Raw genomic sequence first — 21,960 nt, 5'->3', positions numbered from 1 at the left:
TTTCTTGCACCCTTACTACTTTTTTGGTCGGAAAATCCCTACACTGTTTACTTTTCTCACTGATTCAGCAAGCCCTAATTAACCATCAACTTCTCGGCATTCATCACGTCAAAGAAGGGCCAAATTATCTCGCTTGGGATATCGGATTTTTAGTAGTTAATTTGTTAATTATCGGTGGGGGGTGGCTGATATTAAAAAAATCTCAGCAACCAAAAATCGGTATTTAAAAAACAATGGGTGGAGTTAACCCCCACCCTCTAAATTTATTCATCTCCCATCAAATCTTCCTTAACGCGAATTTTTGCCTCTAGGAACTCATCAGCCAGCCCCTCAAGTTCGCCATCACTCATCGCTTCTTGCACCATCGGCAAAATTTCTCTTTCCTCTTCCTGCACATGGTGCATCACAGCTTCTTTGAGTTGCATAACCTTTTTCTTAAACCCAGAAGCCGTTGGCTCCATCCGCGAAATTTCTTCTAGCAAAACCTTCGTCTCAACGTGCTCCTCCTCCGCTTCATCAAGAAACTTTTCCGTTTCTCGGTGTTCCGTCATCGCCGGATAAACAGTCAACTCTTCCGTTTCCGTGTGAGCATTTAACTCAAAATAAAGCAGTTCCACCAACTTTTTTAATTTTTTGCTGTCATTGGTGGCTTCAATGTCCGAAAAAATCTTTTCTACCTTGCGGTGATCGCTTTCGATCAACTCGATAATTTCCGGTTTATCTTCTTGAATCATAACTTTTTATTCCTCCCTTAAGTGAATGGAATAATCCCACCACATCAACGGTGGTGGAATTATTAATTACAGGCTGAAATCAAGCATTCTTACTTCAAATTAGCAGCCATTTTATCTTGGAACTTGCTCTTGGCAGTCTTAAACTGAGTTGCCATTTCTTCTTGTTGTTTCTCGCTGAAGTTCTCAGTAATTTTGGGGAACATTTCGTTTTCTTCTTGACGAACGTGAGACATCACCGCATCCATCAAGCGCTTAACATTTTCCTTGAAATTCGGAGAAGACGGCGACAAAGACTGAATTTGTGTTAGCATTTGCTTCATTTCAGCTTGATCGCTATACAAATCTTCCGTCCGTTTGTAGTAGGAACGAATTGCAGGATAAACCACTTCTTCTTCGGCTTGCGCGTGAGCACTCAAATCTTTGAAAATTTGGCCAAAATACTCTTGAATTTTAGCCGCATCATTGGTGCCTTGAACTTGCATGAACAAGGTATTAACTTTGGTGTGATCCATACGGATGATTTCCAGGATATTCATGTCATCCTTGGTGCGGGTAATCACACTTCCAGCTACCCCAGTCAAAGCAGCCATCGCATCTTGAACACGAGCCCAAATACCTTGATCAGGATTTTGGCCGGTCAATTCACGCACACCCAAAATTTCCAAAAACGCCTTCAATTGTTCTTGGTGAGAGCGGTTTTCAAAATTAACGGTATTAAGAGGAGTAATCGCAGCTTCCACATCAGCACCAACCACCTGAGCAGCTTTGTGAATCAGCAAACCGCTCATTGTTTGCTTATGTTTCAGCAATTCTAATTGAGCAAACTTTTCAAAGAGAGTCAACTCCGAACCTTGCATCAACTTCTGAATTTCTCCCACCATTTTTTCGGTGGTTTCTTTCGGTTGGCCCTTCACACCATATTGAACAATCACAGTGTCAAGAACACCCAAATTTTTACGGTCATCTTCCAGCATATTCCGCAGCCGGTCGCTGAGATCAGAATCCGTAAGAGCAGACAGCAGCATTTCTTCGATAGAAATCAGCAGATTTTGCAGAGCCTTAATATCTGCCAACTTTGTACCGATAGCCTGACGCTTAGTATCCTCAAGAGTAACTGGCATAGAGTATTCTCCTCGAATTGTTTGTTAACTTGTGTTCTCTGTATCCTCAGCTTATGGAAAACTCCCCTCTCATCTCCTCCACCTTGCGATATATTTACTGGTATCATTTCTAGGCTTAAAAACTTTCTTAAAATTTTCCCAAGGAGAGAAGCTTACCGCTTAGGGAATTGAGCTTCTGGCCCTTTCAATATTCCCGCAAATAATGCAACAAATTTATAACAAAAAGCCTTAAAAATTACGATGCCAACTATCACCGCATTTCTCACCGGCGACCCAATCTAATAATTCGCTGATTTTGAATGGTTGTCATCTACCTGCGGGAAGATTATAAAAAACAAATCCAAATAAAAATCCCCTGACTAGCCCTCATCTCAACAGCGTTGATATCGCATCCCTGGCAACTGAGAAACCAAGCCCAACAACTCCAACTGTAAAAGCGAACTTGATACAGTAGAGGCGGGTAAATTAGCCTTTTCCACAATCAAATCAAACGGCAATTCTTGAGAAGAAATCACCTGGAAAACCTGCATCAACTCAGCAGACAAACCCGACACCGGCCCCGAAGAAACCTCCTCAAACAAAGAAAGCTGAGTCTCCCCCACACCAACCTCAGCAACATCAACCGGCGGAATAGATCCCAACATCTCCAACAAAAGACCCTCATTCAAAATCACCTGAGCCCCCTTACTCAACAAACCCAAACAACCAAGCGCATTAGGATTATCCAAAGACCCAGGCAAAACAAAAACATCCCTGCCAAAATCCGCCGCCAAATTAGCCGTAATCAAAGCCCCAGATCGCAGAGGCGCCTCCATTACCAAAACAGCCCGACACAACCCAGCAATAATCCGATTTCGCTGCGGAAAATGAGCACGATCTGGCCCCGTACCCGCCGGATACTCACTCAAAACAGCCCCTTGAGCAACAATCTCCCCATAAAGCGAAACATTCCGAGGCGGATAAACCAAATCAACCCCCGTCCCCATCACAGCCAAAGTCCGGCCCCCCGCCTCCAAACAACCCCGGTGAGCCTCCGTATCAATTCCCGCCGCTAAACCCGAAACCACCGTAAATCCACGCGCCGCCAAAGCCCTACAAATTTTCCGAGTCCAACGCCGGCCATACTCGGAAGGTTCCCGCGTCCCCACCACCCCCACCAGAGGGCGCAAACCCAAACTTTCCGACATATCCACAATGCCCCGATAATACAAAACCGGTGGCGGACTGGGAATCTCTAACAACAAACGCGGATAACCTTCATCCGCCGGTGTCCAAAAATCCGGATTCTTCTCTAAATGCTCCCCCCACGCTTTCTCTAAATCCACCTGTGCACGCCATCGCACCACCCCCTCCACCGTCTGCCGGCCAAACCCCTCAACCCCCCTCAAATCCCTCTCCGTAGCCTCCCAAGCCTCACGCAACCCCCCAAAACAATCCCGCAAACGCCCCATCAAAACCGGCCCCACCCCAGGAACCTTAGACCAAGCCCACCAAAACACCCGCTCCTCAAACACCCTCTTGCTCCCTGCTGTAGATAAATCTTTTGTCTAATCGCGTTAAAAATATAGCGTTTTTCCTATAAATGTGGTACAGAAAAACCCGGCTTTTCTTACAAACCGGGTTTTTAGAAAAAATTTCTCTACTTCCTACAACAAAAAACCCCTATCAACCCCCACTTCCCCCATTGTGCAAATACTCAAAAACACTCTTATCCCCAATATCATCGGGCATTTCTTGCCACACTTTTCTCAGCGCAAAAACCAAAAACAAAACTCCCCAAATCCCCAACAAAACCGCCTCTGCTTCCACCGGCACAACCTTGAGCAAATGACCCAACAACAAAACCGGCACTAAAGGCGTCAAAACCTTAGTTTCAAGCCGGTTAAAACAAAAAGCCTCCTTAAAATAAATCCCCGTCAAAGCCGCAAAAACAAAACCAACTCCCAACAACCACAAAGGATGCTCATAAACCGCCACCACCACCGGCCCCTCAAACCGACCTTTAACCACCAGCGCCGTTAAACCACCAACCAACCAAAACACCTGTAAAAGCCGGTGTAAAACCTCCAAATAAATATGAATTGTCCATAAAGATACACCAAGCCCCCCATAAAACCCCACAAAAAGCACATCCAGCACCACACCTCTCTCGCCACCCAACAAAACCCAACTCACACCGGCCACAAAACAAAGCGCCGCTACCATCAAACCACTGCGGTAAACAGCCACACCGGCCTTATCCGCTTCTGTAATTGTAAATTCCCCAAACTGACCTTGGTAAACTTTTTCTGGCAAAGGAATCTGTGTCATAGTTATTTTTGATACGCTAAAAAAACCAGCTTTTTTTAAGATACAGTTTAATTATGAACCTGGGGGCGGGGGTAAAACGCAATGGCCAAATCGGGACAAGGTAAAAAAAATAACAGCAAGACAAAGCCGGCCACACCAGTAGAGGCGGATTCAGCCAAATCTAAGTTAGAAGCCACCATATCCAAGAACCCGCCCCTACTCGAAATTGATGAAACCATTTGTTACCGGCCTTCCCAAAATACCCGCCATCAGCTTAACCGCTTTTTGGCAGAATTGGAACAAAGCCCCATCAATAAGTCTTCTTTGTTAAAACTCACCGAACAAGATGATTTTCCCCTCCCAGATATTCTCAAACTTTTTGAAGAAGAGCAAGAATTTGAACCCGCAATCAACCTCGATGAACTTGCAGCCAGAGTCAAAAAAAATTTAAGAAGCCTAAACCTAGAAGTCAGCGATAAAAACCTCGAAACTTATCTCAATTACCTAGATAAAAATCTTGAAAAACCTTTCAATTTAACGAGCCGCGAAGAGTTTTTATGGGAAGATGAATATCTCTATGGCGGAAAAAGCCAAAAAGAATACGAGAAATTAAAGAAAATTCGTCCTTGTTACACAGATACGTTTAAATTTTTGGGATTTGATAACTTTATAGATGAAGAAGCCGGCATTTTGGTAAATGTCGAACGTCTCCGCGATAAAAAAAAGTTTACTCTGCCTTTATGTGATTTAAAAGCTATCGTAAAGACTTCCCCAAACTATCAATTATTAGAAGATTATTCCCTCTGGCTTGTTAACTATCGTTAAGGGATTTTTAGCGCCAAATCACCCTCACCGACTCGCCAACCCCAATCTGCAAAATATCCCCAGCATTTCCGCCATTGACGGCAATTTCTACCCAACCATGACTGCCGGTTAAACTCACCAATTCCCCAACTTTAACATCACTATAAGTATTACCGACAGCAATAGAAATATCCCCCACAACAACACACCAATTGCCGTTTTTTACCAAACCGGCCTCTATATTTGTAACTAAATTTCCAAAGCGGTCAACATACTGAATACAACCGTTAATTCCTTCATCAGTCTGCATATATTCAGCCATCGAAAGCTGCACCAAACTGTTAGGATCAATAACATCTCCCAACTCTTTAATATTAATTCCACCGGCTAAATAAGCCCCCACCGCCGCAAAAATATCCCGTCCGTGAAAGGTGGTACTTGGTGCCGGTGTTCGCCAATATTTCTTATTTGTTAATTCCACCGCAGAAATCGCGCTAGTTTGCGATAAAACCCCACTAAATAACCCATTATCCGGCCCTACCAAAAACCCCCCCGCAAACTCCACAGCAACACCGCGCCGATGACTTCCCACCCCCGGATCAACCACCGCAATATGAACCGTTTCTAAAGGAAAATAATTATAAGCATTCATCAAACAAAACCGGCCAGCAGCCACATCTTGCGGGGGGATTTGATGGGTGAGATCCACCACATTTAAGCCGGGGTTAATTTGAGCAATAACACCTTTCATCACCCCAACATAAACATCCTGTAACCCAAAATCTGTTAATAAAGTAATCAGCCGGTTTTTGTTCATAGTTTTTTGTTTGCCATTGCAAAGCCCACCGGCCTGATGGTGGGCTATCTCCAGCCTATCGCATCAACTGTTCGCACAACTGATCCAAATCCTTATCTCTTTCTTTAATAATACGTCTTGCCAACTCTTCTAAATTGGCAATATTTTCAGGACTCGGATCATCAAGATTATCATTTGCCTTATCCAGCGAGCCTTGAAAACGATAATATTGCTTAGGCTTTTCATTTGCATTGGGTAACAACTGTTCAAGCTGACAAGCCACCGACTCACTTTGCCCATCCAGAGTAATTTGAATAATAGGCTCAATCCACTCTAAAACCCCCCATCTTTTAGTTTTTTCGTAAGGAAATTTTCGCGTCAGCGAACCGGTTCCCAACGAAACCACCAAAATATCATCCATATTAAGTGTTTTACCCTCTTTTTTGGCATCAATAATCGCCTCCATAATCGCCAGAGAAGTGGGATTATTGGCAAAAACAGCCCCATCCACCAAACAGTAAGAACCATTGGCGTTTGAGTCCGCTTCAGTCGGTAATAAAAAAGACGGAAAATAAGTCGGTGCAGCCGAAGTCGCCATCGCCGCTTGTTTCATCGTAAAACCTTTGCAAATTTTCCGATAATTTTCTCCATACCAAGGTAGTTTATCCTTACTGGTAAAGAAAACCGGCAGCCGCAAAACAGTATCATAACTGGTAATAAACACTTCTTTGAGCGCCTTTTCCAGAGGCATTTCGCCGAGCAATTTATCGAGGACATCTTCTCGACCCTGAGCAATATATTTCGGGTCAAATAAATCTTCAATATCCCCTATCGGTTCCCCAGAAAGCTTTTGCATTTGGGTTAAAATTGGCTGTAAAAACTTTCGGCGCACTTCCACAAGACGCTGTTTTTGGAAAATTGTTTTGCCGTGTTTTTTATAGAATTCTACCAAATCTTTAGCGGTATATTCAGCTTCGGTGGGGTTGTTGGGGTTTGGTTTTGCTAAGCCTAAAGCCAGCATTCCGCCGGTAGAAGTGCCGGCCATCAAATCAAACATCTCAAAAACTCGTAGGCCGGTGCGCTTTTCAATTTCCGCTAAAATTGTCGCCGGCAAAATGCCGCGAATTCCGCCGCCATCAATCGACAAAATTTTAAATTTATAAGACATAGTGCGCTTTGCTCTTTCAAGGATAGATGTTGTATTGGATTCGCAAGGTTTTAGCTTTGCTCAGGAAAACATGGGCAAGACAAAATCAGCCCTTATATTTAAGGCTGGTTGTTTGCAACAAAGTTGTTAAATTTTTAAAACATCATAAAACCTACCGGCTGCAATCAAGATACGGGCTCTCACCCCTCAAGAATCGGTACCAAAACCAAAAATTCCTATCCGCAAACATCAATAAGTTTCCTGAGCGAACCCATCTCATCGGTGTAAGAAAGATGGATATAAGGGTTTGTGTCTTTGCGGACACTTGGCCGCCATTTTGCAGAAGCTCCAAGGGAAATATGGCAAGGGAGTTAAGTTTCTCAACTCGTTCGCGTTCTGTTAATGTCACTCTACCGAAGGCCGGTCGGTCAGTTGTCCTGATGCTGATTGTGACTTTCTTTTTAAATGTGTTTCTTTTTCGCTTAATACAATTGCAAATTTTTGAGGGACAATATAACCGCACGCGGGCCGAGCAAAACCGCATTCGTCCGGTTGCCATAGTTGCAGAGCGCGGCAATATTTTAGACCGCAAGGGCAAACTTTTGGCAGCCAACCGGCTCACCCGCAGCGTTTATTTATGGCCAAAAGAACAAAAGCCCGAACAATGGCGAACCACCGCCCACCGGCTCAGTGAAATATTGAATTTACCGGCCTTGGAAATTGTCCAAAAATTACAACGCATTGGTTATAATTCTTCCTTGCCGGTACGCATCAGCCGCGACATTAGCCCCCAAGCGTTCACAGTTCTTGCAGAAAAAGCGCAAGAATTTAGGGGAGTAGAAATTCGGGAAGAAGCAAGCCGGTATTACCCCAACGGCAAAATCGGCGCTCATGTTTTGGGATACATTGGCGAAGCGACTACAGAAGACCTCAAAAAGCATCCAGAATACCCGATGGGAATGATTGTCGGGCAAATGGGAATTGAGCGCAAAGTCAACGACAAACTAGCCGGAGTGTGGGGAAACCGGCTCATTGAAGTGGACGCCAAAGGTAGCGAACTGCGGGAATTAGGAATCATCCCGCCCAAAGCAGGACAGCCGGTGCGTCTCACCCTTGATGCTGAGTTACAAAAAACGGCAGAAAAAGCCCTCAACGGTAGACGCGGCGGTATTGCGGTTGTTGACATCAAAACCGGCGCGGTTTTGGCCCTCGCTTCTGGCCCCACCTTTGACCCCAATTTGTTCACCCGCAAAATTACGCCCCAAGAGTGGGATTCCTTGCAAGCAAAAGACAAACCTTTTTTGAATCGCGCCCTCGAAGGCTACCCGCCAGGGAGTACGTTTAAAATAGTCACCTCGGTGGCGGGGATGGAGTCGGGCAAGTTTTCCCCAGATTCAATTTTGGTGAGTTCAGACTCAATTGTGGTGGGGGGTGTCAGCTTCCATGAACACGGGGGCGGTTATGGCCCGATAGGTTTTACGGATGCGCTGGCTTATAGTTCCAATACGTTTTTTTATCAGATGGGAATTGCTGCCGGCCCTGAACAAATTGCCAAATGGGCGCGATTGATGGGGGTTGGCGAGACAACAGATTTGAAGTTGCTGGGATTGGGCCAAGGTAATCATGGTTCTGTCCCCACACCGGCAGAAAAGCTAAAGCTTTATGGTGAAGAATGGTATGCCGGTGATACGGTGACAATGGCCATCGGGCAAGGGGTGGTTTTGGTGACTCCTTTAGAAATGGCCGTGATGGTGGCGACAATTGCCAATGGCGGATATCGGGTGAAACCACATTTGCTGGCAACTCAAACAAATACACCGGCAACTAAACCGGAAGCAACCGGCATGAAACCAGGAACGGTTGAGGCTGTGCGTAAGGGATTAATTGCGGTGGTGGAAAAAGGTACAGGTCAAGGGTTAAAGGATGGTTCAATTCCTCTGACTGCTGGCAAAACCGGCACGGCGGAAGTCCTGGGTCAACAGGATAATTCTAATTATGTGGCTTACGGGCCGGCCCATGACCCCCAAATTGCCATCGGGGTTGTGGTGGAAAATGGCGGTTATGGGGCCACCGCCGCCGCCCCCATTGCCCACGAAATCTTTAAAACCTATTTCAAAAAGTAGCGATTGGGCCACCCCAACCCCTCCCCGCATCCGGGGAGAAAGAAGCAAATTAAGGATTGGGGATTGGGGAGAAACTCTTGAGTCTCCTGAAAGTGTAAAGTTTTTCGTAAAGTTTCAGTAAAATTGGATACACTTTTCCAGAAAAATGCTAATCTAAGTAATAGAGAAGAAAAAAGATTTTTCCACCAAGGACTGTTTTTTATGAACAAATCACGCCCAGACCTCCGTAAAGAAACCGTTGCCGCCCACCGCGCCACAATCCAAAAACAGCTACAACATCGGCTGGAAGTCGCAAGATCCAAAGGTGACGAACAATTGATCCGGCAGCTAGAAGCCGAAGCCAACTATTTCAGCTAATCAGCATCTCAGGCGCGGGGCTAGAAAAGTTGTTCAGTCCGCCCCACCACAAACTACAACCGGTGAGGGGCTATCGAGAAGGGAAAAAATTTCCCGTTGTTTAACTACAAATGGAGAAGCTGCAAGCCTTAAGGACTCAAGTTTCTTCTCTATAAATTATTCAAAAAACCGGGATTTTGTCAAAATAAATCCCGGTTTTTGGCTATGGTTTCTCAGTCCAAAAAACCTGGTTCCCCTCTTTCCTTGGCCGAACTCTCTGCCCCCTTGACTTCTAGGTTTCTTTGATTTTGCTCCAAAAAAACTAAGATGCTGCCAATTCCCAGCTTTTGGCAAGCAAGCGGCTGGACAAAGCTTTTTTCAAAAATTTAATTTAAAACTCTATAATTTCTTGATGCCATTACAAAGAAGTCGCCGTAAACTGGATAAGCTTGAAAAAGTTACAGGCAAGGGGCAACTTTTTCCCTCTTCAGTTGCGATGTTATGAAATTTAGATTTTTAGCTTACCTGGCAGCGCTTTCAACGGCAACGGCTGTCGGTGTCGGCGTTTTGATTGTAGATCGCTCTGCACAAGACCAGTTTCGCGCCTCAAATCGCGCTATGATCCTCAACCAAGTTAGCGCGGTTCGCGCCAAACTAGAGGCTGGTATTAATCAGCGATTATTTTTATCGCGGGGTGTGGTGGCTTATGTCTCTACTCACCCAGAGATCAGCCAAGAAGAATTTGAAAATCTCGCGCAGGTGATGGTTGCCGGAACTCCGGGGATCAACGCTGTCGGACTCTACAAAGATAACGCCGTCAGCCACATCTATCCCTATGCAGAGAACGAAAGCTCATTAGGCTTTAACCCTGCCAAAGAGCCAGACGAAAAACCGGCCATTGAGCGGGCTATATCAACTAGAAAAACTGTACTCGCCGGCCCTGTAGTTTTAGTTCACAACGGCTTACCGGCCTTTATCACTCGTTCGCCTATTTTTATTACTCCGCCCGGAGAACGCCCCGAAACTGGAAAATACTGGGGGCTGGCCGGTTTGATCATAGACCGCGATGTCTTACTCTCCGAAACCGGCTTGCTGTCGTCAAACACTAACATTCAATACAGCCTCCGAGGCAAAAATGCTTTAGGCGCGCAAGGGGAAATTTTTTTAGGATCAGAAATGGTTTTTGAAAAAGATCCTGTCCTTGTAGACATCTCCTTGCCCATCGGTTCTTGGCAACTTGCGGCTATCCCTGCGGGTGGCTGGCCTCAAGAACCTCCCCTGCGTGTGTGGCTGTTAACCGGTGGTGGCTTTTTGGCGTTGTTAAGCAGTATTTTAGTCTTTAACTGGTTGGATGATCCCGAACGCCTGCGCGAAGCGATTACGACAGCCGCCGGCAACCTCATCGAAAGCGAAGCCAAATATCGAGAATTGGTTAACAATGCCTGCACCCTGATTGTCCGAATTGATGCTCAAGGCAAAATTACGTTTTTTAATGAATTTGCTCAAAGTTTTTTTGGCTATTCTGAATATGAAATTCAGGGCAAAAATTTTGTAGGGACAATTCTACCCGCCATCAATTCGGCGGGTGTTAACCAAGCTTCGCTTCTATGGGACTGTCTGCAAAATACAGACGCATTTACTTACAGCGAAAATGAACATTTCCTGGGTAATAAAACTTCTGTTTGGGTGGCTTGGCGAAATAAACCTTTAATTGACAGCGATGGACGGCTCAAGGGAATTCTCTGCATGGGAAATGAAATTACCGACCGCAAACGAGCCGAAGTTGCTCTTCAAACTTCTGAAGCCGAGTTACGGGCTTTGTTTGGGGCTATGAGCGATGTAATTTTTGTTTTTGATAGCCAAGGCCGTTATCTAAAAGTTGCTCCCACCAATCCCTCCCTTTTATATAAACCTAGTAACGCAATTATTGGCAGAACTATCCATGAAGTTATGCCGCTAGAAATGGCAGAGTTTTTTCAGAATTATATCAGCAAGGCTTTGCAGACAAAGCAAATGACTTCCTGTGAATATTCCCTGCCTATTAACGGTGAGGAAATATGGTTTTCGGCGAATATTTCCCCTTTATTTGATGAAACTATAATTTGCGTAGCGCGAGATATTACCAAACGCAAACGCGCTGAAGAAGCTTTACAAAAAGCTAATGATGAGTTAGAAAATCGCGTGGAAAATCGCACCGCAGAATTAAAAAACGCACTGGCTCGTCTGCAAGAAGAAATTGCGGAACGGGAACAGGCAGAAGCGCAATTACGGGAAAGTCAAGAACGCTGGCAATTAGCGCTTCAAGGCAGTAATGATGGCATTTGGGATTGGAATATTAAAACTAATGAAAATTTCTTTTCTAGCCGGTGTAAAGAAATGCTTGGTTATTCGGAAGAGGAATTTGACCATCACGTTTATGAATGGACAGCGCGAATGCACCCAGATGATCAAGAAAGTGTTTTACAAATTGTTCAAGATCACCTTGAAAAAAAAATACCTTATTATGTGGCTGAGTATCGGATGGAGTGTAAAGATGGTAGCTATAAATGGGTTTTTGACCGAGGGCAGGCTTTGTGGGATAAAAAAGGTAATCCTATTAGAATGGTTGGCTCTATTTCTGATATTACGGAGCGCAAACAAGCAGAGGAAGCTCTGCGCCAATCTGAAGCCCGCGAACGGGAAAAAGCTACTCAACTTGAAGAAGCTTTGCAAGAGTTACAACGCACCCAAGCCCAACTAATTCAAACTGAAAAAATGTCTTCTCTTGGTCAATTGGTGGCGGGGGTTGCTCACGAAATTAATAATCCGGTTAATTTTATTCATGGCAATCTTTTACACTTGAGTGAGTATGCGGAAAATTTGCTAGAACTTGCTGAAGTCTATCAACGAGAGTTTCCGCCAAATGCTGCTGTTTTAGATTTTATGTCCGAAATTGATTTTGATTTTATTAAAAGTGATGTTGGCAAGATTTTTAAATCTATGCAACTTGGTACTGAACGCATCCGCCAGATTGTGCTTTCTTTACGCAACTTTTCTCGGCTTGATGAGTCTGATATGAAGCCGGTTGATATTCACGAGGGTATTGAAAGCACTCTTTTGATTTTACAAAATCGCTTGAAAACTAAAAGCAATCATCCTGCTATTCAGGTGTTGAAGGAGTATGCGGATTTACCTTTTGTTGAGTGTTATCCTAGTGAGTTAAATCAGGTTTTTATGAATATCCTTAGTAATGCTATTGATGCTCTCGAAGAAAGGGCGAGTGGTTTGAATACAACAAATCACGGTTTTTTGCCGGCGATTTCGATTCGCACCGGCTTGAAGCAAGAACATTTTATTTTTGTCGAAATTTCTGATAATGGTGTCGGCATGACTGAGGCGGTTAAAAATCGCATTTTTGACCCGTTTTATACGACAAAAGAAGTGGGTAAAGGCACCGGGCTGGGAATGTCTATTTCTTACCAAATTATTGTTAAAAAACACAAGGGTGAAATTAAGTGTATCTCGGAATTAGGAAAAGGCACTACTTTTGAGGTTTGTCTGCCTATTCATCAAAAAATCTAGCAATTCTTTCTGAGAGATTTATTTTTCTCTGAGGACTATTTTTGCTCAAAACTAGCGATTTCCGGTTGTTCGCTTTTTAAATTTATCTGGGTTTATTGGCGGTTAAAACTCAATTTTGCTGATGTTTACACGGACTGAAGAACCTAAGATTCCTTTCCTCTCTCCCCAAAGCGCGGGTAGGGGGGTAGAGGTGAGAATGCTTTGAGGCGAATTACCCGTAAGTTACTTTGTCGGAAAAGCTATCGTGGAGTGAGTGAAGCTACCAGCGTCTTTCTGTGTCATGCAGCAACAAAAAACACAACTGGCTTTGTATCCGTAAAAATGCTGGTGTTTGCTGTATTCAAAAAAAACAGAAAGAGACGATAGCTTTTAAGAAAACAAACTCAAGCGAGAAAACAAACATGACAGCACAACTACTCAACTGGTTCGCTATAGCGTGGCAAGCAATGGCTGGAAATGGCCGGTTTATGACGTGGAATCTCTTTTTAGCCTTAGTACCGCTGGCGTTAAGTTTTTTGCTTTTTCACCGGCCCCGTTCTCCCATTTTACGCTATGGCGTTTGGTTATTGCTCGGTGCGACTTTTTTACCTAGCACTTATCATGTTTTCCATTATTTGCTGCATTTAATTCGAGATGTCGGCAAAACTTATCTCTTAGGTGCATTGGTTTTTACTTTAATTTTCATGGCTTTAGATATTTTTCTGATGCGACGCCTCAATAGAGCTCCTGTATCGCGTTCTCTGGTTTGGTGGGTAGGATTTTTTGCGTTTGTTGCCTTTTTGCCAAATGCACCCTACGTTTTAACCGATATTATTCACTTAATTGATGATATTCGGCAAGGTTATTCAGTTTGGATCATTACTTTGGCGCTGGTTCCTCAGTATTTATTATTTATGGGGGCCGGCTTTTTTGCTTATGTTTTGTCGCTAATAAATTTGGGAGAATATCTCAAAAAACAAGGCTGGCAAAAATTTATTGTTTCCGCCGAAATCATTTTACACGCCCTCACCGCCATAGGCATCTATTTGGGCCGGTTTATTCGCTTCAATAGTTGGGATATTGTCACCAACCCTGATGATTTAGTGGTGACTATCACGGATGATTTAGTGGGCAAGCGTCCGCTGTTAGTAATGATTGTCACTTTTGTGATTATTGCCGGTTTATATTGGCTGATGAAATTAGTAACTTTGGGAATCATAGAAAGACAAAATAAATACCAAAATTCCGGCAACAAGCCATCACATCCTGATTCTACTCCTGCATCGTAAAAGTTGAGGCTGAAGAAATCAAGGATTACAATAATAGAAAAAAGGGGGAAATCATGTCCTTACTGAAACAATTTTTGCAGAATTATAAATTTGTTTTAGGCGTTGTAACAGCGACCGTATTGCTAACACCGGCCCCAAGTTATGCCGAAGTTAAAACCGCTGAATCTGGACAAGTCAAAGCTCAAATTTCTTACCAACCAGGGGCAAACGGAACCTACACCAAACAACGCTTAAAAATTATCCGGGCCGGTCAGACAATTTTAGATACAGCTTTGCCGGTAGAAAATGAATATTATCGGCCCCTTTTTAAAGATGGAAATGATGGTTTTCCCGCCGGTTTTCAGGTGCAAAATATAGACAAAGTTGCCGAACCAGAAATCATCACAGATTTTTATACGGGCGGCGCTCATTGCTGTATTTATTCCCTGATTTATGGCTACAAACCAGACAAAAAACAATACAGCCAAATCAAACATTTTTGGGGGAATGGCGGTTATAGTTTCAGAGATTTAGAGCAAGATGGAACCCCAGAATTTTACAGCCGAGATGACCGTTTTGCCTATGCCTTTACTGCCTATGCAGCTTCCGCCTATCCCTTACAAGTTTGGCAATACCGCGACGGCAAAATGCTAGATGTTACCCGTCAATATCCCCGACAAATTTACGATCATGCTTATCAATTATGGAAACTCTTTGAAGAACAACGCAAAGCCGGTATTGATGCCCAAGGTTTGAATGTCAAAGGCATTTTAGCTGCCTATTTAGGCGACAAATATTTATTAGGGCAAAGTGAAGATGGCTGGAAGCGAGTTCGGCAAGTGTACAAACTTTCTAACCGCGAACAATACTTTAGAGACTTGCAAAAATTCTTGCAAGAAAACGGCTATACAGCCAACAGCCGCTAAACAACCACAAGCATTTTCATCAATCTATCAACAGATAGAGGTCAGATTACCCCGCCGGCGTTTCAAATGAACACAGACGGGTTTTTTTTGCTTGAAAATTTCAACCCAAACAGGGGGATCTGCGAATGGAAAACCTCATAAAAATTAACGATGAGTTAGCCATAGTCACTAATCAAATAACAGCCGAGCAATTACAACAAGCTGCTTTGGAAGGTTATCAGTCGGTGATGAATTTGCGAGCCATTGAAGAGGAAGATTTCGTAACAGAAGAACCCCTGCAAGTTAAAGCCGCCGGCTTGCAATATTTTCATATTCCCATCAAACCAGGCACCCTTACCAAAGAACTAACAGATGCCGTACTCAAGCATATTGAGGAAGCACCCAAACCAGTTATAATTCACTGCAAAAGTGGAATGCGTTCCGGTGCAATGGCATTGATGAGTATTGCAACCAAGCAGGATTTAACAGCAGAGGAAACTCTACAAAAAGCTGAAAAAATTGGCTTAAATTATGATAATAATCCCCAAATGAAAGAGTTTTTGATGCAATACATTGGGAAGTAGTAAAGAGTCTGTTGCTCTGGCGCGGATACAATTTTTTTAGTTAAGAAACAGCCTGGCAAATTTTCGCTCTAAAAAACAAAAGGAGAGAGATTTTATGTCCTTATTATCCGTCAGTGAAATCAAAGATTTGATCCAACAACCGCAGGGTTTGTGTGTTTCTATTTATTTGCCGGTAGAATCTGTCGGCGTAGAAATTCGTCAAAACCCCATACGTTTTAAAAACCTGATCCGCGAAGCAGAAAACCGGCTAATTGATTTAGGAGTTGATCGTACAGAAGCCGGTAAAATTTTAGAACCGGCCCTATCATTAGATGAGGCGGAATTTTGGCGCTATCAAGATCGAGGTTTAGCTTTATTTGTAGCCCAGGATTTCTTTCATTATTACCGGCTGCCGGTAGAAGTAGAAGAATTAGTGGTAGTTAGCGAACAATTTCACCTCAAACCGCTGCTGCAATTTTTAACAGGAGATGGCCGGTTTTATATTTTGGCACTTAGTCAACAAGACTTACGTTTAATGGAAGCCACCCGTTATAACGTCAAAGAAATTGAATTAGAAAACGTGCCAAAAAGTGTAGACGAAGCCGTTAACAATGACGACACCGGCAAGCTACTACAAAACCGCATTGCCACATCAAAAGGCGGCACTTCAAATCCTTTTCAACAACCGGGAAGTTTTCACGGTCAAGGAAGCCCAGAAAACGATCATCCAAAACAATATATCCTCCAATTTTTCCACCAAATTGATCACGGCTTGCAAGAAAAACTCCGTGCCGAAAAAGCCCCATTAGTTTTAGCAGGAGTTGAGTATTTGTTCCCAATTTACAGAGAGGCAAATACTTATGGTAATTTAGTAGAAGAAGGCATCACCGGCAACCCAGAACTTCTCAAACCAGAAGAGTTACACAACCGGGCTTTAGAAATCGTCACACCGATTTTTGAAAAAACTTTAGAAGCAGCTATCGAGCGATATCAAGAAGCCAACGGTGGCGGCGGTGTCACGACTTCATCAGACCTTAAAGAAATTGTTTCCGCTGCTTATTTTCAACGGGTAGAAACGTTATTTGTAGCCGTTGGTCAACAAATGTGGGGCCGGTTTGATCCGGATAATAATAGCGTTGAAATAAACACAGAAAAGCAACCGGGTAATCAAGATTTGCTTGATTTTGCTGCCATTCATACCTTTTTAAATGGCGGCGAAGTGTACGCCGTTTCCCCGGAAAAAATGCCAGAAGGTAAGTTAATAGTCGCTATTTTACGCTATTAAACGTTAGGAAATTTAAGTGTTTCTTAGTTGCTGGCGAGCAAAGTCTAAAAGCAAGCGTTGTTCAGCCTTAGCAATGGCAATTTGGGTGGGGGAAAGCGCATCTGGTTCAACAGAAATAGCGCTAACTCCCCACCGGATTAATTTCTCGATGATTTCAGGATAACGATGAAGATCAGACCCGCAAAAAGAGCAAGGAATGCCGGCTTTTTTGGCAGTAGTAATAATTTGTTCAAAAGCGCGACATACAGCCGGGTGTCTTTGATCAAAAGCCATAGCCATTTGGGGATCTTCACGATTTGCAGCCAGGAGAAGTTGAGTTAAATCATTGCTACCAATGGCAAAACCATCCACACCGGCTGCAATTAAATCTGGCAACAAAAACAGCAAAGAAGGAACTTCCACCATAACCCAAAGTTGAAAGGGTGCGTTGGCAGTTAAACCGGCAGCCTCAACGCGATGCCGGCAAAAAACAAATTCTTCGACACTTCGCACAAAGGGCAAAATTAAATTCAAATTGCGATGACCGGCCCGTTGTAACTGTACTAAAGCCTGTAACTCAAAATCAAATAAACTGGGGTCTAAAGTATAGCTAAAAGTCCCGTGAACCCCCAAAGTAGAATTAACCGCATTTAATTGAGTACCAGGGGAATAGGCATCGGCCCTGTTTCTTAAATCAAGGGAACGATAAAACACCGGCCTCGGAGCAAAATCAGCAGCAAACGGCTCAACAGCAGAAGCAATTTCCTGAATCCATTGGCTTCCTAAATTCGACAAATTAGCAGGATTTTTTAACAACTCCATCAGCAGCAATTCTGAACGCAACAACCCCACGCCATCAACCCACCAATGACTTAGGTGCTTACGCGGCGGTTGACTGAGATTGACAAACAATTGGGTGCCAATTGGAGAAGGGGAAAAATCGCTGAGTGGTGCAGGCATCATGCCTGTGGAGTTATCAGAATTTGAGGGGAGGATGTCGGTTTCGGGGGGGTGAAGATAAAGCAGGCCGGTGTTGCCATCAACGAGCACAGTAGAGCCGGTTTCCACAGAACGAGTGGCATCCTTGACTCCAACCACCGCCGGAATGCCCAATTCACGGGCTAAAATTGCCGCATGGCACGTCATACCGCCTTGTTCAGTCACCACACCGGCCACCCGCGTCAGTAAATGTTGCCAATGCGGGGGGATAGCCGGGGCAATTAAAATTCTTCCGGGGGGAAGGTTGTCTAAATTTTGCTCTTCCGAGAGACTGGCAATAACATGAGCCGGCCCGCAGAAAATGCCCGGAGAACCCCGGAGTCCGCGCAGGGGTTCAGTATTCGCGGATACTGGGTTTGTGACTGAGAGAGAAGCTTCAGTTTTCAACTTTGGGCTGAGGGTAGGTTGGGCTTGGATGAGATAAATTTGCGGGGGTAAAGCGCTATCTTGCTGTATAAAAGCCCATTCTAAAATAGATGGCGAACCAAGTTGAAGGTCGAGTTTTTGAGCAAGTTGGCTTAGTTGTTCTAATTGGGGGGGTTCGAGAGAGTAGGCTGTTTGTTGTTGTTCGCTCAGCAGCGTCAAATTGAGGGGGTGGCTGGATGTCTCTGTGGGGCTAACGGATGCCTCTGTGGGATAGTAGGCAATGGTTTTTTGTCCTAGTCGCCGGTGGATGGGGATAGCAGAAACAAGGTCAAGTTGGTAGTAGTCTGGAATGGCGTGGCCTTGGCGAAGGGCGTGGCCGAGTCCCCAAGTGGCTTGAATTTCGACGGCGTTGGGGTGCAAAACCATTTCTCCGGCGGCGACGGCTGGCCAGACCGGTTGGGCTAATATGGCTAAGCCGATTTGTTGGAGTTCGATGCCGGCTTTGTGCCAATAATACAAGCTTCTAGCTCTAAAAAGTTCGGCCCAGGCTTGTTTGAGGGCACCGGCAATTTCTGTGGAGGTGCACCGGCAAACATGAGATTCGAGCAGTCCGCTGATGTTGAGATGGCCGGTGGCAAGGGGGCTGGCTAGGGAGGGCCGAAAGATGATAACGGGTGCGTTTAACTGTTGGGTGGCGCTGATTAAGGCTGCTAGTAGGGGTGCCGGTAGGTCGGCTTTGGCAATTTCTTGGCGGATTTTTTTGGCGAGGGCGCTTAGCTGGGCGGTGTCTTCGACGTTTAAGCGCAGCGAGGAGTATGGCAGTTCTCCTAACAGCGGTTCTTGCCATTTGTGGTTTTGCCAAAATTCTCGCAACACATCTGCACCCACGACAAACCCAGGGACGACAGGATACCCCAGCTTGAGAAGCTGGTTAAGATAAAATGCTTTGTCTCCGACCGATTTGCGCTGTGGCGGTTGAATTTGGCCGAGCCAGTAAAAGTTTTCCATTGCGGAGTCTCTAGCCCGGAGGTTGCTAAACAGGAACTCTTTATTATTATTTTCGTTGATTTTGTTTTTGTTAACTTTTTTTAAAAATTTTTTTTCAAAAAAAATAGGCACACAGCCATCCTGCTTTGTGCTTGTTTGGTTAAGGAGTTTTTTAACAGCTTTTGTTGATTTGGCGGCGGCGAGTATAAGCGAGAGCCCCTCCCACCAGGCCCAAACCTAATAAGGCTCTCGGTTCTGGGATGGTTTGCTTGACGGCGGCAATTTTGAAATCTGGGCCGTCAAATTGTTTTGTGCTGATCACACGCACGCCTTTGATGTCTGTGTCAAATGTGATGCCTTTTGAGCCAACTTCTTGAGGGGCGCGGATTTCTGTGGTGTCAATTTGGAAGCCGGCGCTATCTAACTCTTGCTGAGTGATGATCACCTCTTCTCCCAGTACGGTTGCTTGGTTGTTGGCAACTTCGTAGATCGGTTTGAGCATGATGTCGCTGTTCATGCCTCGCTCCCACAGCAGTAAACTGTTATAGGCCGCGCCGCCGTTGAATAACAAATCCATCGTGAAAACGCTTTCGTTATCCCAGCTACCACCGATTCCATCATCTTCGGTGTCAATGATGTTGTTTAAGTTAAAGATTGATTGCCGGTTGTTTCCGAGGGTTTCGGCGATGGCTTGCTCGGTTCTGGAGGTGTTGAATTGAGCTAACCGCGTGGTGTCACTTTCGGCTCGCAAGGTTTCTAGGGCGACGCCGGTGGCGAAATCTCCTCTGTCGAGGCTGGCTCCCCCTATATTTCTTTGGCCTCCTGTTGAAGGCGGCGGCCCGTTATAGTTGTTTAAAAGGGCCACATCGCTGACGCGACCTATTTGGCTGAGCGAAAATGCTTTATTTCCAATGGTTACACTGTCGAGGGCGATGTCGCACAGGGCAGAGATGTCACACTCGGTGCGGGTGCCGGTGCCTGGGTAAGAAAAATTTGTCGCAAATGAGAACAAGCTGGCTGCACGAGCGCCAGTTGCCCATAGGGACAGCATTCCTCCGACCATTAAGCTGATAGCGTGTGGTCTTAGGCTATTCCCGATTGAAGACGGCTTGTAACTCATATAGATCCTTTCCCCCCCTCCTCGTCACTCTGATGTTCTTGGCTCGATATCCGTAATTTCACTGGCTGCCGTCTGCACCTGTTCACATTCTCCGCTTTGAGATTGTTGTCAGGGTTTGTTCTCCTTGAGACTACGGATTTTTTGGCTTGAAGAAAAGCTTTGATAGCTTTTCTACTGGGAGATCGACTGGCTCAGTTTGTCTTGTTTAGTAGAAACACGGCATCGATCTCTACTTATAGTCTTTCTGTTGCCCATTATAGTTTGCTGTCTTTGCGATCATCCAGTAGTTTTACGATAACTTTACGCATTCTTTAAATTTTTTGTGTAGTTTTCCCGTACATTTTAAAGTTATCGTGAAGCTGAGGTGAGGGGTAATACCCCTTAATCAGGCAATAATTTAAGGATTTACTGTCAAATATTTAAGGTTTTGTTTAAGAAAATTAAAGTTTTTTTACATTGCTCTCTGGGTCTTATACAAGAGTTCGCTAAGGAAAAAATTTGGGTATTATTTATTCAGTTCTAGGTTTCCAAGCTGGCAATGGCTAACACAACAAGATTTGTGGGAATTTTCAAAAGCTTTTTAAATTTATTTCTTAAATCTCCTTGCTGTCTTTGTGGACGCCCCGCCCAGACAAGTCTTTGTCTGTACTGTCACAGGCAACTGCAACAATCTCAATTTCCTCAAGTCTGCCACAAAGAGCATCTTTTGCCAGCCTCGACTATGCCGGTGTTTGTCTGGGGTGTTTATGGCGGTATTCTTAAACGTGCTATTGCGGTGATGAAATATGAAAATCAGCCGCAATTGGCAAAACCTCTGGGTGAGTGGGTGGGTGAGGCTTGGTTAAAGCAGCGCTTGGCGGCTGAACGTAATTTAACGGTTGTCCCTATTCCCCTGCATTCCACAAAGCTGAAAGCGCGGGGGTTTAATCAAGCTGAGTTGCTGGCTGAGCATTTTTGCTCGGTGACAAATTTGCCTCTTCAACGCCGGGGTTTAGTGCGTATCCGTGAAACTGAGGCTCAATTTGGTCTTTCTGCTGTGCAACGTCAGGAAAATCTTCGCAATGCTTTTTCTGTGGGCACGGGCTTTCGGAAAGGCCACTTTTCTGGTTCTGTCTTATTATTTGATGATATTTATACGACCGGCTCAACGATTCGTGCTGCGGTTGAGGCTTTGGGGGCTGCGGGGGTGCCGGTTTGGGGGGTTGTGGCTGTTGCTGCTCCGCCGCCAAGGATAAAACAAGTTTAGGCTTTTGCACTCCGCTCGATTCTTCCCATCCCCGCTCTTAAAAAGGGCGGGTTTTTTGCGGTTTTAAAATATGCCTTTGGGGGGATACTTTTTTTCGCTTTGGTTATAGTTATTTCTGCTTATTTTGGGAAGTTGTTTTGTTAAGGCCGATGGTTTTAATTTGCCGACTTAAAATTATATCGGAGTTTTGTGGCGGCTTTGATATTATTACGGAAAATTTTAAGAATTAAAGTAGGTGGAACTTCAAACGTAAAGTTTAGTATCAATTGCTTGCATCTTCCAGAGAGTTTGCTAGAGTAAATACATGAAGCAAATAAAGCTTCGGCTGACAGATACCACAGCGCAGTCCATG

The 21,960-nt window shown here is 44.5% G+C and carries 18 protein-coding genes; 10 read left to right on the top strand and 8 right to left on the bottom strand.

Annotated features, from left to right (window positions below; all coding sequences use genetic code 11):
* Positions 1–227 (top strand): DUF2243 domain-containing protein (locus tag NG798_RS20105; protein ID WP_261225484.1); only part of this gene is annotated, 227 nt, incomplete at its 5' end.
* A gap of 36 nt (positions 228–263) precedes the next feature.
* Here NG798_RS20105 and NG798_RS20100 read toward each other — a convergent pair.
* From NG798_RS20100 to NG798_RS20085, 4 genes are all read right to left on the bottom strand, one after another.
* Entirely contained in the window at positions 264–734 is a 471-nt protein-coding gene (locus NG798_RS20100) for a hemerythrin domain-containing protein (RefSeq protein WP_261225483.1), read from the bottom strand.
* A gap of 89 nt (positions 735–823) precedes the next feature.
* Positions 824–1,855, bottom strand: a complete 1,032-nt coding sequence (locus tag NG798_RS20095; protein ID WP_261225482.1) for a hemerythrin domain-containing protein — start codon at positions 1,853–1,855, stop codon at positions 824–826.
* Positions 1,856–2,226: 371 nt separating this feature from the next.
* Positions 2,227–3,369, bottom strand: a complete 1,143-nt coding sequence (dprA, locus tag NG798_RS20090) for a DNA-processing protein DprA (RefSeq protein WP_261225481.1) — start codon at positions 3,367–3,369, stop codon at positions 2,227–2,229.
* Positions 3,370–3,520: 151 nt separating this feature from the next.
* On the bottom strand, positions 3,521–4,165 hold the full coding sequence (locus NG798_RS20085; protein ID WP_261225480.1) for a DUF2301 domain-containing membrane protein: 645 nt from the start codon (positions 4,163–4,165) through the stop codon (positions 3,521–3,523).
* Positions 4,166–4,246: 81 nt separating this feature from the next.
* Here NG798_RS20085 and NG798_RS20080 point away from each other — a divergent pair, with 81 nt between their 5' ends.
* The gene (locus NG798_RS20080; protein ID WP_261225479.1) at positions 4,247–4,969 is read left to right on the top strand and encodes a calcium-binding protein; all 723 of its coding nucleotides are present in this window, start codon (positions 4,247–4,249) and stop codon (positions 4,967–4,969) included.
* A gap of 7 nt (positions 4,970–4,976) precedes the next feature.
* Here the strand turns inward: NG798_RS20080 and NG798_RS20075 are convergent, their stop codons facing one another.
* Both NG798_RS20075 and NG798_RS20070 read right to left on the bottom strand, forming a co-directional pair.
* Positions 4,977–5,765 (bottom strand): S-adenosyl-l-methionine hydroxide adenosyltransferase family protein, encoded by a 789-nt coding sequence (locus NG798_RS20075; RefSeq protein ID WP_261225478.1) that lies wholly within the window; start codon positions 5,763–5,765, stop codon positions 4,977–4,979.
* Positions 5,766–5,820: 55 nt separating this feature from the next.
* Entirely contained in the window at positions 5,821–6,912 is a 1,092-nt protein-coding gene (locus tag NG798_RS20070) for a patatin-like phospholipase family protein (RefSeq protein WP_261225477.1), read from the bottom strand.
* Between the two features lie 338 nt (positions 6,913–7,250).
* Here NG798_RS20070 and mrdA point away from each other — a divergent pair, with 338 nt between their 5' ends.
* The 7 genes from mrdA (at position 7,251) to NG798_RS20035 (ending at position 16,911) form a co-directional block, all read left to right on the top strand.
* On the top strand, positions 7,251–9,014 hold the full coding sequence (mrdA, locus tag NG798_RS20065; RefSeq protein ID WP_261225476.1) for a penicillin-binding protein 2: 1,764 nt from the start codon (positions 7,251–7,253) through the stop codon (positions 9,012–9,014).
* Between the two features lie 201 nt (positions 9,015–9,215).
* A complete protein-coding gene (locus NG798_RS20060) occupies positions 9,216–9,371 on the top strand; it encodes a hypothetical protein (RefSeq protein WP_261225475.1) in 156 nt (51 codons plus the stop codon).
* A gap of 480 nt (positions 9,372–9,851) precedes the next feature.
* On the top strand, positions 9,852–12,911 hold the full coding sequence (locus NG798_RS20055; RefSeq protein WP_261225474.1) for a PAS domain S-box protein: 3,060 nt from the start codon (positions 9,852–9,854) through the stop codon (positions 12,909–12,911).
* A 401-nt stretch (positions 12,912–13,312) separates the two neighbouring features.
* Complete coding sequence (locus NG798_RS20050; RefSeq protein WP_261225473.1) at positions 13,313–14,179, top strand: DUF1361 domain-containing protein; 867 nt, start codon at positions 13,313–13,315, stop codon at positions 14,177–14,179.
* 53 nt (positions 14,180–14,232) lie between these two features.
* Entirely contained in the window at positions 14,233–15,084 is an 852-nt protein-coding gene (locus NG798_RS20045; RefSeq protein ID WP_261225472.1) for a hypothetical protein, read from the top strand.
* A 125-nt stretch (positions 15,085–15,209) separates the two neighbouring features.
* Positions 15,210–15,647, top strand: a complete 438-nt coding sequence (locus NG798_RS20040; protein WP_261225471.1) for a protein tyrosine phosphatase family protein — start codon at positions 15,210–15,212, stop codon at positions 15,645–15,647.
* A 94-nt stretch (positions 15,648–15,741) separates the two neighbouring features.
* Positions 15,742–16,911 carry a hypothetical protein gene (locus tag NG798_RS20035; RefSeq protein ID WP_261225470.1) on the top strand — a complete coding sequence of 390 codons (1,170 nt, stop codon included), beginning with the start codon at positions 15,742–15,744 and terminating at the stop codon, positions 16,909–16,911.
* Positions 16,912–16,923: 12 nt separating this feature from the next.
* Here NG798_RS20035 and NG798_RS20030 read toward each other — a convergent pair whose 3' ends face one another.
* Positions 16,924–19,263, bottom strand: coding sequence for a putative PEP-binding protein (locus NG798_RS20030; protein ID WP_261225469.1), 2,340 nt, complete (start codon positions 19,261–19,263; stop codon positions 16,924–16,926).
* A gap of 151 nt (positions 19,264–19,414) precedes the next feature.
* Positions 19,415–20,362, bottom strand: a complete 948-nt coding sequence (locus NG798_RS20025; protein ID WP_261225468.1) for an exosortase-dependent surface protein XDP2 — start codon at positions 20,360–20,362, stop codon at positions 19,415–19,417.
* A 538-nt stretch (positions 20,363–20,900) separates the two neighbouring features.
* On the opposite strand from NG798_RS20025, the gene NG798_RS20020 reads away from it, so the two are divergent.
* Entirely contained in the window at positions 20,901–21,608 is a 708-nt protein-coding gene (locus NG798_RS20020) for a ComF family protein (RefSeq protein ID WP_261225467.1), read from the top strand.
* The last annotated feature ends 352 nt before the right edge of the window (positions 21,609–21,960 follow it).

The sequence above is a fragment of the Ancylothrix sp. D3o genome, from assembly GCF_025370775.1.
Taxonomy (GTDB): Bacteria; Cyanobacteriota; Cyanobacteriia; order Cyanobacteriales; family Oscillatoriaceae; genus Ancylothrix.
The sequence above is the reverse complement of the archived record's forward strand: the minus strand, read 5'-3'. Positions and strand labels throughout refer to the sequence as shown.